14 protein-coding genes are annotated in these 12,988 nt (G+C 38.1%); 6 read left to right on the top strand and 8 right to left on the bottom strand.

Annotation, left to right across the window (positions count from 1 at the left end; all coding sequences use genetic code 11):
• Positions 1-1,034: 1,034 nt before the first annotated feature.
• The 4 genes from E2K52_RS00520 to tusD are packed head-to-tail and all read right to left on the bottom strand — an operon-like array spanning position 1,035 to position 2,425.
• Positions 1,035-1,346, bottom strand: coding sequence for a TusE/DsrC/DsvC family sulfur relay protein (locus tag E2K52_RS00520; RefSeq protein ID WP_151203056.1), 312 nt, complete (start codon positions 1,344-1,346; stop codon positions 1,035-1,037).
• 13 nt (positions 1,347-1,359) lie between these two features.
• The gene (locus E2K52_RS00525; RefSeq protein WP_151203057.1) at positions 1,360-1,644 is read right to left on the bottom strand and encodes a hypothetical protein; all 285 of its coding nucleotides are present in this window, start codon (positions 1,642-1,644) and stop codon (positions 1,360-1,362) included.
• Between the two features lie 17 nt (positions 1,645-1,661).
• A complete protein-coding gene (locus E2K52_RS00530) occupies positions 1,662-2,012 on the bottom strand; it encodes a hypothetical protein (RefSeq protein ID WP_151203058.1) in 351 nt (116 codons plus the stop codon).
• A gap of 44 nt (positions 2,013-2,056) precedes the next feature.
• Positions 2,057-2,425, bottom strand: a complete 369-nt coding sequence (tusD, locus tag E2K52_RS00535) for a sulfurtransferase complex subunit TusD (protein WP_151203059.1) — start codon at positions 2,423-2,425, stop codon at positions 2,057-2,059.
• A 70-nt stretch (positions 2,426-2,495) separates the two neighbouring features.
• On the opposite strand from tusD, the gene E2K52_RS00540 reads away from it, so the two are divergent.
• The 6 genes from E2K52_RS00540 to E2K52_RS00565 all read left to right on the top strand — a co-directional run bounded on the left by E2K52_RS00540 (position 2,496) and on the right by E2K52_RS00565 (position 8,502).
• A complete protein-coding gene (locus E2K52_RS00540) occupies positions 2,496-3,503 on the top strand; it encodes an NAD-dependent epimerase/dehydratase family protein (protein WP_151203060.1) in 1,008 nt (335 codons plus the stop codon).
• A 126-nt stretch (positions 3,504-3,629) separates the two neighbouring features.
• A complete protein-coding gene (gene fumC, locus E2K52_RS00545; protein ID WP_151203061.1) occupies positions 3,630-5,024 on the top strand; it encodes a class II fumarate hydratase in 1,395 nt (464 codons plus the stop codon).
• 131 nt (positions 5,025-5,155) lie between these two features.
• A complete protein-coding gene (locus E2K52_RS00550; protein WP_151203062.1) occupies positions 5,156-5,647 on the top strand; it encodes a hypothetical protein in 492 nt (163 codons plus the stop codon).
• A 784-nt stretch (positions 5,648-6,431) separates the two neighbouring features.
• Entirely contained in the window at positions 6,432-6,794 is a 363-nt protein-coding gene (locus E2K52_RS00555; protein ID WP_151203063.1) for a hypothetical protein, read from the top strand.
• A gap of 13 nt (positions 6,795-6,807) precedes the next feature.
• On the top strand, positions 6,808-7,179 hold the full coding sequence (locus tag E2K52_RS00560; protein WP_151203064.1) for a hypothetical protein: 372 nt from the start codon (positions 6,808-6,810) through the stop codon (positions 7,177-7,179).
• Positions 7,180-7,734: 555 nt separating this feature from the next.
• Positions 7,735-8,502, top strand: coding sequence for an alpha/beta fold hydrolase (locus tag E2K52_RS00565; RefSeq protein ID WP_151203065.1), 768 nt, complete (start codon positions 7,735-7,737; stop codon positions 8,500-8,502).
• 28 nt (positions 8,503-8,530) lie between these two features.
• Here E2K52_RS00565 and E2K52_RS00570 read toward each other — a convergent pair whose 3' ends face one another.
• From E2K52_RS00570 to tssA, 4 genes are all read right to left on the bottom strand, one after another.
• On the bottom strand, positions 8,531-9,484 hold the full coding sequence (locus E2K52_RS00570) for a M15 family metallopeptidase (protein ID WP_151203066.1): 954 nt from the start codon (positions 9,482-9,484) through the stop codon (positions 8,531-8,533).
• A 170-nt stretch (positions 9,485-9,654) separates the two neighbouring features.
• Positions 9,655-10,467, bottom strand: a complete 813-nt coding sequence (gene icmH / locus E2K52_RS00575) for a type IVB secretion system protein IcmH/DotU (protein ID WP_151203120.1) — start codon at positions 10,465-10,467, stop codon at positions 9,655-9,657.
• An 8-nt stretch (positions 10,468-10,475) separates the two neighbouring features.
• Positions 10,476-11,840 carry a type VI secretion system baseplate subunit TssK gene (tssK, locus tag E2K52_RS00580; RefSeq protein ID WP_151203067.1) on the bottom strand — a complete coding sequence of 455 codons (1,365 nt, stop codon included), beginning with the start codon at positions 11,838-11,840 and terminating at the stop codon, positions 10,476-10,478.
• A gap of 7 nt (positions 11,841-11,847) precedes the next feature.
• Positions 11,848-12,966 carry a type VI secretion system protein TssA gene (tssA, locus tag E2K52_RS00585; RefSeq protein WP_151203068.1) on the bottom strand — a complete coding sequence of 373 codons (1,119 nt, stop codon included), beginning with the start codon at positions 12,964-12,966 and terminating at the stop codon, positions 11,848-11,850.
• Positions 12,967-12,988 lie beyond the last annotated feature (22 nt).

A 12,988-nucleotide genomic window follows, 5' to 3' on the forward strand; every position in this document is an offset into this window, starting at 1 on the left:
GTAGAGTTGCTTAACGAAATGTTAGTTCTTCCCGTATTAAAAAAGCCCTCTCCTAGATATGGATAGATATAGATTAATCGAAAATTATAGAAATGCGTATAACCAGGGTTAACTATGATAAAATCCAAGAAGAGATGAGTAGAATGTAATCTCAAATCACTATTAAAATATATTCTCAATGAATCCGGGTGCTTTACGATAGCTAAAATCGAGACAGTATTGGTTGTCGTGGTTATATTAATAATGATTTGCGCAGTAGAGCAATCATTTGGTTAAGTAAGCTTCCTTCGAAAGGTTTTTCACTAAAAAGTTGTTTAAAAATAATATATTGTTTGCCTTTGTAATTTCATTTGGGTATCTTGTAGCTCTATACAGATGATAAGTGAATAAATGCCAATATATAGCTCTACTACAATCACTTTAACGTTTTTAATTTTTGGGATGATGATTTTTTCCCACTTGCAAAGAGCTCATATAGCAATACCTATTTTAATCTGATGTATGTCGTTTATTACTACCCTTTGAGGTGGTTTTTTAATGCCTAAAATTTATATCAAGCCCCCAGCATGAATAAACCAGAAGAAGATTGTAAAACCTGCCGCTCTTGACTATTAACAACGTTTATCAGAATAACTGGATCAAGTAGTCCTAACTTTCTCCAAAATGTTGCAAGCCATGAGCAAAGAATATAAGCCTGAACGTTTATAACTAAGCGGCTTCTCCAATTCATTTTTTCACTGAGCTGTGAAATGAGCTAATCGCTAAAAGGGCTAGACTGACTGAAAAGCGCTCTTAATCTAGTGATCTGACTCCTTATACGTTGAATGCTCTTACGGCTTTTTGGTCCACATATTTTCAAAAGATAAAATAGGACAGTATTCCAGTCGTCTTATTTAAATAAGACGGAATTACTTCACAAAAGGATTAGCTTAAATCTGCAAATAATGTATTCGTCAGCTTGAAGCCTAAGCCAAAAGCCCGCGATAGCAGGCTTGGTCTTTATTGTTTTATTTAAAAGCAGGGCTGGTAGTCTTTTATATGCAGTTGGCCGGTTTTGGAACGCCAGCCAGACGGCTTAAATGGCGTGCAACCAGTCCAGTATTAAATTTTTCCTGTAACAGCGCATTATTAATTTCCGGACTGACCGTTTTCATCAGAAATTTAATCAGAGGACGGGTAGTAGGAGAATGTCCGAACTGCTGATAAAACTGGCGCACTCCCTGTAATACTTCTAGGTGCCAAGGTGTTAATTGAAGTTCTAAGCTGTCAGCCAGTACTTGGGCAACTTGCTCATTCCAGAGGGTATAGTCGACTAGGTGACCATCTTGATCCAGTTCTAAATTCATACCAGGCTCATGATTATTTCATTGAAATACAGCGCTTAAACGCCAGACATAGATCTGCAAATTGTGCATAGTTTAATAAGGTGGCATGCTCTGGCAACGGAGAAACCAATATCTGAGCATCATTTTCAAGTAGATAAACGCACGGCAACTGCTGTAAGAAGTCGTGTTCTACATACAGTAGCGATTCGCCCATCAGAACCACTGAATCATCTGGAGTATGAATTTGAGCAAGCTGATCCAGTATCGACGCCGTAGCTGCATAATCTGACTGGAGTAGGTAAAGGGTGTTTTCTGACATGAGTTTATCCTTATTCCTTACCAATACAAAACATGATCGAAGTGTTGAATAAATTCTGGATTCAGCTCGACAAACTCAATATCTTGCTCACTGTGTTTCACAAAAGGAGAATCCTGATTTTTCTGCTCTACCAGAATCGGTGTTAGATCATAAAATTCAAAACTATCTACCAGATTAGAGGCCAGTTTAAAGGCATGTTTGCGCTGTTCAAATTGCAGGTCGGCATGCAGCAAACTTAAAGCTGCCCCTTGTAGCAGTATCTTAACTTCTGAACCAAAGGTGGCCAGTACCATGGTCGCAGACAGGCTTTCATGCACCTGCAAGCTGTTTAAGTTGGCCTGAGTTAATATAACAAGTACAGATTTCACACAAGATTCCTTTTAAAAGCAACACATCCTGAAAAATGAAGCATCTAGAATTGAATGAGACGTTGTGAGGACTGAACCGCATCGGCAAGCTCACCTAAACCGACCAATTCAAAACTATTTGCAAGATTATGTTGTTGAATATTGTGACGTTGAGCATTGTCCTGATCTGTAATTCCACGTGCTAAGGCGGCACTGACACATACAGGCAAGCGGATTTTCAGATCTTGCCAGGCGCGTGAAAGGTGGCGCTGGTCATCGGGTACCCATTGCAATGCATTCGCCACCGAGACACCGTCCTGATAGAAGAATACACGAAATTTTTCGTGTTTTTGCTGTAATGCCTGAGCAAGCCCCAAAGCATGCCAGGCATAAATAGACGTCGGTGCGGAGGTAACAAGAATTAAAGTGCTCATCGAAATTCACTACAGGCTTGATCAACATCAACGAATTGATCTTGGCTACATCAGAAAGTAGGTAGTATAAATGATTTTAGTGACGGGTGGTTTAGGCTTTTTAGGCTCACACATTGCATTAAGTCTGCTTGCACAAGGTGTAGAGGTGATTGTGGTTGATAATCTGGCCAATGCCAGTTTGCAGACTTTGGAGCGTCTTGAATATATTTCTGGTCGATATGTGCCTTTTGTTAAAATTGATATTCGTAATACCCCTACCTTAAATAAAGTATTTGAACTGCATTCCATACAGGCTGTGATTCATACTGCAAGTTTTAAATCACTGGAAGAATCAGTATTAAAGCCTCTTGATTATTATAATGATAATGTCAGCTGTATTATGAGCCTGATGCGGGCAATGCAGCGTACCGGTGTACGGCATCTGGTGCATTTATCCAGTTTAGCCGTTTATGGCCATTCAGCACCCGATCTGCATGAAGATCAGCCTTTTAATTATACTTATCCCAATCCTTATATTAAATCTCAACAGATGGTAGAGGAAATTATTCGGGATACTGCCAAAACCGATAATGAATGGCGAATTGCGATCTTGCGACTTTCCAATATTGCTGGCGCCTTTGAAGGCGGGATTTTAGGTGAATGGATTCCACCTTTACCGAAAAATATTGTACCTCTGGCGATGCAGGTAGGAGCACATCAGCGAGAATATCTGGAATTACGCCGTCAGGCCATGACAGCAGACCAGACCGTAGAGCGAAGTTTTCTGCATGTAATGGATGGGTGTGATGCGGTTATTAAATCTTTGCAATGGTTGTCACAGCAGCAAGAGTTATGTTGTGAGGCTTTTAATATTGCAGGGGAGCTGGTTTCAATTAAAAACTTGCTGGATCAGGTTGCAGAGGTGACTCAATCCACCATTCCTACAATAGATGCTTTGCCATATCCTCATGCCGAGCTGGATCAACTTGGTGCAGATACCACCAAAGCTCAGCAATTATTGCACTGGCAGCCTCGGCATAGCTTAAGCAAAATGCTGGAGGATGAATGGTTATTTTATCAAAACACCTTAAGAGGATAGTATTTGATAATAATTATCATTTACTTGAGTGCTTAAGCTGATTAAAATAACCATAAATATCTTTAAATATCTTTATTTTAGATAAGAAAACTACTGGCAATATGCAAAATAAAGTTGAGATTAAATATGGAAACACGTATTGAACATGACACGATGGGAGAGGTCGCTGTCCCAAGTGAAGCCCTATGGGGAGCACAAACTCAACGTAGCTTGCAAAACTTTAAGATTGGTCAGGAGCATTTACCTCGTGCCATGATTCGTGCCATGGGGCTGGTCAAGAAAGCTGCCGCCATAACCAATGCAGAGTTAAAGCAGATTCCTCAGGAGCTATCGACTTATATAGTAGGAGCGGCGGATGAAGTCATTAGCGGACAATGGGATAGCCAGTTTCCATTGGTTGTATGGCAAACCGGTTCTGGCACACAAAGCAATATGAACTGTAATGAAGTCATTGCCAATATTGCCAATCATAAGCTGGGTAATCCTTTAGGTGCACAAAAACCTGTGCATCCGAATGACCATGTGAATCGTGCGCAATCAACCAATGACTCTTTCCCGACCGCAATTCATGTGGCTGCAAGCTTACAGATTAATGAGCTGTTGATTCCGGCAGTCAGTCGTTTACGTGATACTTTGCATGCCAAATCTCAGGAATTTTCCGATATTGTGAAAATTGGCCGTACCCATCTTCAGGATGCGACGCCTTTAACACTGGGCCAGGAGTTTAGTGGCTATGTATCGCAACTGGATCATGCAATTTTACGCTTAGAACAAGCACTACTCGGACTATATGAATTGCCATTGGGTGGTACCGCCGTAGGTACGGGACTCAATGCTCATCCAGATTATGCAGTTCAAGCGGCAAAGACTTTAGCTCAATTAACAGATCTGCCTTTTGTCACGGCACCGAATAAGTTTGAAGCCTTGGCGGGCCGCGATGCAGCAGTATTTGCTTCAGGTGCTTTAAAAACGCTTGCAGTCAGTCTGAATAAAATCGCTAACGACATTCGTTGGTTGGCCAGTGGGCCGCGTTGTGGTTTAGGTGAATTGCGTATTCCGGAAAATGAACCGGGTTCAAGCATTATGCCGGGTAAAGTTAATCCAACTCAAAGTGAAGCCATGACCATGGTGGTTGCTCAGGTTTTAGGGAATGATACGACCATCAATATTGCCGGTGCTTCGGGTAATTTTGAATTAAACGTATTTATGCCGGTAATTGCCTATAACTTATTACAGTCTATTCAACTTCTGGGAGATGCATGTAATAGTTTTAATGACCATTGCGCCGTAGGCATCGAGCCGAATCATGAGAGAATTGATCATTTCCTGCATGATTCGTTGATGTTAGTGACCGCATTAAACCCGGTGATTGGTTATGAAAATGCAGCCAAGGTAGCCAAGACAGCTTATAAAGAAGGAAAAACATTAAAACAGGTGGCAGTAGAGTTAGGTTTAGTGACGGAAGAACAGTTTGATGAAGTAGTTCGTCCTGAAAATATGGTTTCTCCAAATATAAAATAATAAGTTGTTGAGGCAGCTTATTTTCATACTCTTTGTTATTGTTTTAACGTGGATGGCTCAGCAGTAGTTTTTATCTCGTCCAGACTTGCGTACAATAGCAGTAGATGAGATTAACTACTGATGATTGTTTTATGCTAGATATTTATTTAACAGATGTTCAAAAAAAGGTGCAATTCAAAGATTATCCAGGTGAGCATCCTGTTAAATTTATTTTGAATTTTAAGAAGATTTTTCCAAGTGTAATGGAACTTATTTTACCTGTACTGCCAGAAAATGAAAACCTTGAAGAAATGTCTTGGGAATCTACCAGTAAAGATTTTGAAACTTTCCAGATGTTTTTAACCGGGTGGGGTATTATTGAATTACGTTTGAACGCCATTACACAGTTTAAAGATAGAGCATTTGCTGATCAGTTAGTGAAAGAGGCCCAGCAGAAGCGTAGAGAATATGAGAAGAAACATCTGAAGCTGAGTAGCGTTGAGCTGGATTATCTGTTTATGCATGATGTGCATGCTTTGATTGATGCGGAACTGGTAGAGCTGGGCGAGAAGTTTTACTTGCCAACCTTACGCGAGCTTTGGAAAAATAAAGTCTCTACTCAGGTTCTAACTGCCAAGTTTTAAGTGAATTTTTAGTTGATTAATAAAAATCATCCTCCATAAGTGAGGGTGATTTTTATGCACTTTTAAAAAATGATAAACCACATTCTGTCCTATTAATAAATAGCCTAAGCAAATTTTAAACATCCAATCTAAAAATAATTTCTACTCTATTATGAAAGCTCGTTTCTTGTTTTAAGTCAGAAGGAAAACCAGAAAAAAGAAGAAGATTTCATTTCTTCGCCATAAGAAAATATTCCTCATTAAAATAAGACAAAATTCATTAGTTTTTCTTTAGTAATAAAAGTGGGAGTTCCAGTTTTCCCGAGGATATATCAACGATATTACAAAACCTCTAAGAAGCTGTTTAGATTTTCTTATAATTTTCTATATGTTTTAGTGTGATTAATAAGATACAAACCTGTTTTTGAATGGTTAACTGACACAAATGCAATCATGTAAATCTATTAACTCGGTATGCTTAATCATTTTGCGCCATTATTGTGTGTAACAATAAGTATAATATGGTAAATTCAGATGATTTAGAGCTTATTAAAAAGTAATCCCAGAGCTTGAATCTAAAAAACTCAATCAACTGTATCGCCGTTAATATCTGCTGTGTAGAGCATGTGGTTTATATAAAACTATTTAGAGATGAAGAAAGCTTAATTTCTATAAGCTTTAAGCGCTCGTCTGCACTTGAATATTTTTAAAGCCAGAAAATTTCATATTTCAATAGATAAAATACACATCCGAATCCTTAAAGTTAAGCTAAACTAAGACGCTAATTTAAGTGAATGGATTAAGTATGTCGAAAAATACACAAAAGTTATCGCCGTTACAGGAACTGATTGCAGAACAGAAATTATTGTGTGAAGAGGTTGGTTCTGCCTATGTAGAGGTCAGTGGTGATGATGTGGTCGCGGTGGCTGTCCATACCTTAAAACAGGATCCCATTGTTGGCATCCGTAAAAAACCTGAAACCGCAGAAAATATTAGCTGGTATATTTATGGCGGTGAATTGGCCTCCAATGAAGATGCCTTTGAAACCATGACTGTACGTGAAGTGCAGGATATAGCTCCTGAAGTTTTACCGTATTTAGCTTTGGAGCAGGGCTTCCGCTTTATGATTGATGCAGATGATTACGAAGATGTCTGGAAAGAAGAATAAAAGAAGATTTTAAATGACTAAAACCTCATCTTTATTATGTGTAATCCTCAGTTTGATTCAGTACAATCAGACTGCTTTTGCAGAGAAACTAAGCCAGCCTGCTTATGATCAGTTTATTGCGCAACAAACCAGAATTGTAAATGAAACCAAAGTTATTTTAGATCAACCCAATCAGGAAGGAGATGCACAAAAGCAGCGTTGGGCTTTCTGTCAGCGTTTAACTGCTTATGAGGAGATTCAGAAAGTATCTGAAGAAAATCATGAGCTGAATATGGCACCTATTATGGCAATGATTGCCAAAAATTTTCTGGATCGTCAGGTCCAGAGTATGCATAACTCAGGAATGACCGCAGCTGTCTTTTGTAAGAGTAGAGGGGGAGCCTAACAAATAAAACTTCTCTTTCTTAGCGACTTTATTGAATAAATATTCAATTATTTTATTTAACCTGAATCCTGCTTAAGGAAGTGAGATCATTCATCTTGAGATTTATCCATCAGTTTGAACATAAAAAAGTCTATGACTTGATCTAAAAACTGATTCAAATTAATCATAAAATTATAGTTATGTTATGATTTTAAAGAAAAAACCTTATCCGCGATTCGGGTTATTTATTATTCAGAATAAAATTTTAAACAGTAAAAAAGTAGAGGGAGATCTTTACTTTAGACTGTATCTCTTAAATAGCCTAAGCGAATTCAAAATTATTTATAATAAAAAAATAATAGTGTTAAAAAATCTTATTAAAACAAAGTATAAATTCAACTTATCGCCATTTTTATCAAGTCATTGTCAATTCAATTGTCTATAAAAAATTTCGCCAAGTTTAAAAGTATTACAAAATAGCCTAAGCAAAGAAATAATTTAAAAGTTTAGCAATTGATTATCTTTTAATATCATACCAATATAAACAACTGAAATAAGTAATCACGGAATTCCCAAATGCTCTTAAATTATCAAATACAAACTCATGAAAGTGCCGACTTAACGCCTATGGTATTTATTCACGGCTTATTTGGTAGTTTGAGTAATTTAGGCATGCTAGCTCGAAATTTTTCTAAACAGAGAACTGTCATTCAACTGGATGTCCGTAATCATGGTTTATCTGATCACTCCTCAGAGATGAACTATGCATTTATGGCCACCGATATTTTAGAGACGCTATCTGGTTTAAAAATTGAGAAGTGTATTATAGTCGGGCATTCAATGGGTGGAAAAATTGCCATGAAGTTGGCAGATCTCGCTCCAGATCAAGTAGAAAAAATGATTGTTCTTGATATTACACCCATCCAGTATCATGAAAATCACCATGCTGAAATCTTTAAAGCTTTATTTAAAGTTCAACAGCTACAACCGAATTCCCGTAATGAAGCCGCTCAAATGATGCGTGATTATATTCAGGAAGAGATGGTGATTCAGTTTCTTTTAAAGTCATTTAATAAAGGGCAGTGGTTATTCAACGTTCAGGCGCTTTTTGATTCTTATGAGGAAATTATTGCTTGGGAAAAAATAGAAAAAAATGAAATACCTGTACTTTTTTTAAGAGGTACGAATTCATCTTATATTTCAAGACCGGAACACTTTGACGCAATTCACGAGCAGTTTGGTCAAGCAAAAATTGAAGTTATTGAAAATGCAGGGCATTGGTTACATGGTGAAAAGACGGCGGATGTATTAACGCACATGCAAAGCTTTATTGATGAAAAATAACAGCAATGAGCAGAAATCTGCTCATTTTTTATGGTAAAGGCAGTGCAGTATTGACTTGTAAGTTACCTTCATTGGTGAGTTGATGAGCCATCTCAGCCGTTTTCTTTAAACCTGGCATGCGATATTCAGTATGTCCATAATCTTGAATAGATTTCCAGCGGCCACCCCACGTTAGTCCGACTGACTCCGCAATTTGACCATAGAGTTGATAGCCTTGCATAGCCCAAGGGTCACGCTCACTAATGATCACTTTCCCATTACGTTTAAAAGCAATATCTGCGGCTAAACCAAACTGGTGATAACTTTGAAAACCTCTGGCACGCGTGATATTGCTATTGGTGGCCAAAGAATTCTGCCGTTCAGGACTCCGGTAACCTTCAAGCAGAACCAGTTCATACCCATGCTGTTCCTGCATCAGTTTAAATACCATTAATAAACGTTGTTTAAAACGAGGATTCATTTTGTGCCATTTGCGATCAGCTTGGTTTAAATTTTGATGATAGCTTAAATGTACATCCTGAATATTTGGATTAAAATTTTGGGCAGAGATTACAGGTTGATGCGTATCATCATTTTCCTGCAAAGCTTGCAGGATTAACCCTTCATCTACTGCTTCTGGTGGTGTCAAAATCTGACCTTCTAAAAGTGCATATATTTGAGGATCAACTTTCTTTAAATAGCGAGCTTCCGACACACTGGCTGCAACAGGCCGGGTCAATGAAAAAATTAAAATACTCATAAACAGTACACAACCGGCAATTAAAATCCACCATTGTTGTAAATGCCAATGGGATTGCAGATATTCCGGAGAACCTGCCAATTTAAATTGATGGATAAATTTTCTCATGGCAATGAGCTGCTTTTTACTTTGTGGTACACATGTTAGTAAAAAGCTTCGTATCTGAAGTCTCAATTCATAGAACTGCATCAGAATCAAAATAAAACTTAGTAAAATAAAGCTGCTGAGAATGATGGAAATCATTGTTCAGCAACCTGATTCAGGCAGATTAATATCAAATTTAGCTTTATGATATTTATCGAATAAGTAGTTTTTTCCTACTTGGAGACGGCGTGTTTTTTTAGTTAAGCCATACATGTTTTTTATCATTTTGAATTTTAAAGTATTGTTTATATTGTCTTTTAAGATTCTAGCTAAGGTAAATGAATCGTGATATAAGCCTGTTCGGTTGGAACACTAATCACATTTTGGTATTGAGTTAAAACCTTTGTCCCTTCACTGGACAGCATATATTTTAGTCCGGCAAAGCTCAGGACTGTAAACAAAAGCAGAAAAACTAAAATCCATACAAAAGGTAATTCACGATGAATAATATGTCTAATCTTGTCGGGTAATGCCGCAAAAGGAGAAAATGGAGTTTTCTTACCTTTTAGATAATCAATCTGTTCTCCGACCTGAGTGATGAACTGGTTTAAAGTATGAATGGACTCAAGCCGGTATTTACCATGAAAACCTAATAGTAGGCAGTAGTGATAAACTTCAAGAGCAGCTAGGCGTTCTTTGTCTTTCTGACGGATTTCTTCTAACTGTTCAAAGAAACGGTAACCTGCCAGTTGGGAACCAAATAGACTTAATTGCAGGGGATCCAGTATCCAGAAATTTTGCAAGTCAAAAAAATACGTATCCTGTTGGGTGACAATAGTTTCATCCAATAAGGCACAATAGGCATACTTGGCATCTTGAATATCTTCTGAAGAAAATTGCAATTTTCGTGCTTGATGCTCAAAGTAATTCAGCATTTCTAGAATCTTTTCACGGAAAGAGGCGGGATGAGCAGGAATATAATGATTTTTCAGTAAAAAGACGATATAAAAACCATCATATAACAAATCGATCAAGTTGGTTGTCGTATTATTTTTTAGAGCTGTCGATGGGTTAAAAAGCTGTCCAGAACCGATCTGTCCATCATCAAATAGAGAAGGTCCAGGACTGGTAGTTGTATTCATCATGGTCCTTATCCTTTCATGACCGCAATTAATTCAATACTGATATCCTGAAATCCGTTCGGGATATAAATACATACTGACTCTGAATCAAGCATACGCTGATACAGCTCATTATTTGCTTCAATTTCAAAATAGCTAACACCAGAACGCACTGGAATTGCAGTAGGTACTTGAACTAAATGCTGGATCGGAATTGCAGGCAGGGCAGCAATCACGCGCTGTTCAACATCCACCGTATTTCCGACTTTAAAACGGATAGGGACATAAGCAATTAAATCTTGTGTAGGCATGACGCTACTTGAAATCGCCAGATAAAGGCGGGTATCTCGAGTAATCTTATCGGTTTCCAAACTTCCTACCCAGTAGGATGGGCGGGTCTCTTTCAATGGAATAGCGATATAACGGTTGGAAATAATCGTATCTAGAAGATCTCTCAGAATAGTATCCAGCTGGCTAAAACTGTTAGATAACTGGTAGTGCTGATATTTAGGTAACTGATCAACCTCATAGCCTGTAGAAAAAGTCAGTAAAGAGCCAGTTAATCTGAGCAACTCACTATATAAACGTTCAGGATGAATGATAGGATATTGTAAAATATGATTTAAGCTGGCATGTGCTGTATTTAAAGCATTGACCAGCCAAAAAGATACAATATCACCAGAGCGGAATTCAATCAGCTTTTGTTCGTTTTCACGATTATTGCTCTGGATAGTTTTGATCTTTGCTCGAATAATATTGAGTGTTCGCTGCAAGCTAAGCAAAAGACTATGATTAGCCTGAATATGTAAAATTGGCGGAATGAATTTATGATCAAAAATAAAATTGCCTGAACTTTGTCTTTTAATCCGTCCCACAGGAAGATAAAGATAGCCATCTATCTGATGTTGAGGTTCCTGACTGATTTCAAAGACTTTTAATTCAGCACGACGTCGCAACAGGGTAATCTCAGCAGTAGTTGCATCAGTAAACAGGTCGTGGGTTGCACTGAGATGTGAGTGATAGCGGCTAGACTGGGCTTGATCGCTATAACTAACATTCTGTTTATTGGGTTGTACCATTGGTAGAGCCAGGTAAATTTGCATTTCTCCCTGTAAGTTTAGAATATCGAGTTGTACCGGTTCAGGTAATAAGTCCTGTGCAGGAGCCTGATAGATTTCTCCATCTTGCCAGATCATTTCCACTTTATTTAAGGCCAGTACTTGCATTCCGAGCTGAGTTTCATCAAATTCAATCGACTGAATCCCATGAGCAAAAGGAGAGGTTGCACGAATGGTATGATTCAGGCGTTGCTCATGATAAGCATCCTGTAACTGAAAATGTTGAGGCCTTAAAAACAGTCCCTCACCCCAAAGTATTTTTTCTGCTTTAAACATTCAGTTTTTACCACTCATTATTTGATTCATTTTTGTCAGAAACGCCTAATAATTCATATAGATGTTCTAAAGGATTTTCATTTTTAATTACTTGGCTCAGCCACTCATGTAAAGGCATATGACTCCATTTAATAGTTTTTTGAAGCATATAACTGACGGGACTGTGCGGCTCATTCATCTGAAAATAATCAGCAATGTCCTGTAAGGCCTTTAGGGCTTGTTCCCGATTGAAAATATGGCTCTGATTATTAAATTGCACAGAAGACTGAAACGGTTGGACAATCTGATTTGCAAGAAGCTGGGCATTTGTTTGAGTATTTGGATTGCTTTCTAAAGAGGGGGCTGCAACTCGAGATAAAGATGCAGAAGAGGACTCTTGTTTATAAATACGCTGAATACTAGACAGAATAGATTCGATTTGGGCATCTGTTGCAGAAAAACTTGGCCCCTCTAGACCAAGTAGACCATCCAGGACAGTCTTGAAACATTGCCATTGATTCTCAATATCCTGCAAATACTGATAGTTTTGCTGCTGTAGCATGTTAGGTGTATTGAAGAGGAGTTGTTTAAATTGTTCCTGATATTGATCAGTTATCTCTAGCTCTTCACTTTCTTCAATCTGTTGTTTACGTTTTATATTCTGCTGATGTAGAAGGTGCTCGTAATCTTTCAGGCTGTAATAAGGCGCCTGATTAACAAGCGGAACCCCTTTGATCAAGCTTGGCAGTTGAGCAATAAACCCTTCTAATAATCCTAAACGTTGGTCCAGATCACCATCTTCAATTTCAGGATGCAAGTGTAACCAGTATTGCATCAGACTACGTTGGCAAAGTTCTAATCCTCGCGCAATTCCTTCAAAACCATATAGATGGCTCCAAGATTCAATCAGCCAGGTATATAAGCGTAGGTCTTTGGTTCTTTCAGACAGTAATTCGATAGTCTTTGTTTCTACAAAATTCCAGTCTGCCTGTTTGGGTTCAGCCTCCCAGTCACCTTGATCCAGTAAGGGATCATCCTGTGTTCTTGCATTTTTAATACTTGAAAATTCATTTGAAAATGAGCAGTCCATCCCACAAGGTTGTTCTATAGAAATTTTTTGCAATAAATATTCAAATTCCAGCGTCATTGTTATTCCTAATGAAGTGTAT

It is taken from the genome of Acinetobacter sp. RF14B (assembly GCF_006864105.1).
Taxonomy (GTDB): Bacteria; Pseudomonadota; Gammaproteobacteria; order Pseudomonadales; family Moraxellaceae; genus Acinetobacter; species Acinetobacter lwoffii_C.

What these genes read in the sequence shown, in the direction of transcription:
- tusD (WP_151203059.1), bottom strand. Translation starts at nt 2,425, where the DNA reads ATGAGCACTTTAATTCTTGTTACCTCCGCACCGACGTCTATTTATGCC.
- E2K52_RS00565 (WP_151203065.1), top strand. Translation starts at nt 7,735, where the DNA reads ATGCTCTTAAATTATCAAATACAAACTCATGAAAGTGCCGACTTAACG.
- E2K52_RS00520 (WP_151203056.1), bottom strand. Translation starts at nt 1,346, where the DNA reads ATGAATTTAGAACTGGATCAAGATGGTCACCTAGTCGACTATACCCTC.
- E2K52_RS00555 (WP_151203063.1), top strand. Translation starts at nt 6,432, where the DNA reads ATGTCGAAAAATACACAAAAGTTATCGCCGTTACAGGAACTGATTGCA.
- tssK (WP_151203067.1), bottom strand. Translation starts at nt 11,840, where the DNA reads ATGTTTAAAGCAGAAAAAATACTTTGGGGTGAGGGACTGTTTTTAAGG.
- icmH (WP_151203120.1), bottom strand. Translation starts at nt 10,467, where the DNA reads ATGAATACAACTACCAGTCCTGGACCTTCTCTATTTGATGATGGACAG.
- E2K52_RS00550 (WP_151203062.1), top strand. Translation starts at nt 5,156, where the DNA reads ATGCTAGATATTTATTTAACAGATGTTCAAAAAAAGGTGCAATTCAAA.
- tssA (WP_151203068.1), bottom strand. Translation starts at nt 12,966, where the DNA reads ATGACGCTGGAATTTGAATATTTATTGCAAAAAATTTCTATAGAACAA.
- E2K52_RS00525 (WP_151203057.1), bottom strand. Translation starts at nt 1,644, where the DNA reads ATGTCAGAAAACACCCTTTACCTACTCCAGTCAGATTATGCAGCTACG.
- E2K52_RS00540 (WP_151203060.1), top strand. Translation starts at nt 2,496, where the DNA reads ATGATTTTAGTGACGGGTGGTTTAGGCTTTTTAGGCTCACACATTGCA.
- E2K52_RS00560 (WP_151203064.1), top strand. Translation starts at nt 6,808, where the DNA reads ATGACTAAAACCTCATCTTTATTATGTGTAATCCTCAGTTTGATTCAG.
- E2K52_RS00570 (WP_151203066.1), bottom strand. Translation starts at nt 9,484, where the DNA reads ATGATTTCCATCATTCTCAGCAGCTTTATTTTACTAAGTTTTATTTTG.
- fumC (WP_151203061.1), top strand. Translation starts at nt 3,630, where the DNA reads ATGGAAACACGTATTGAACATGACACGATGGGAGAGGTCGCTGTCCCA.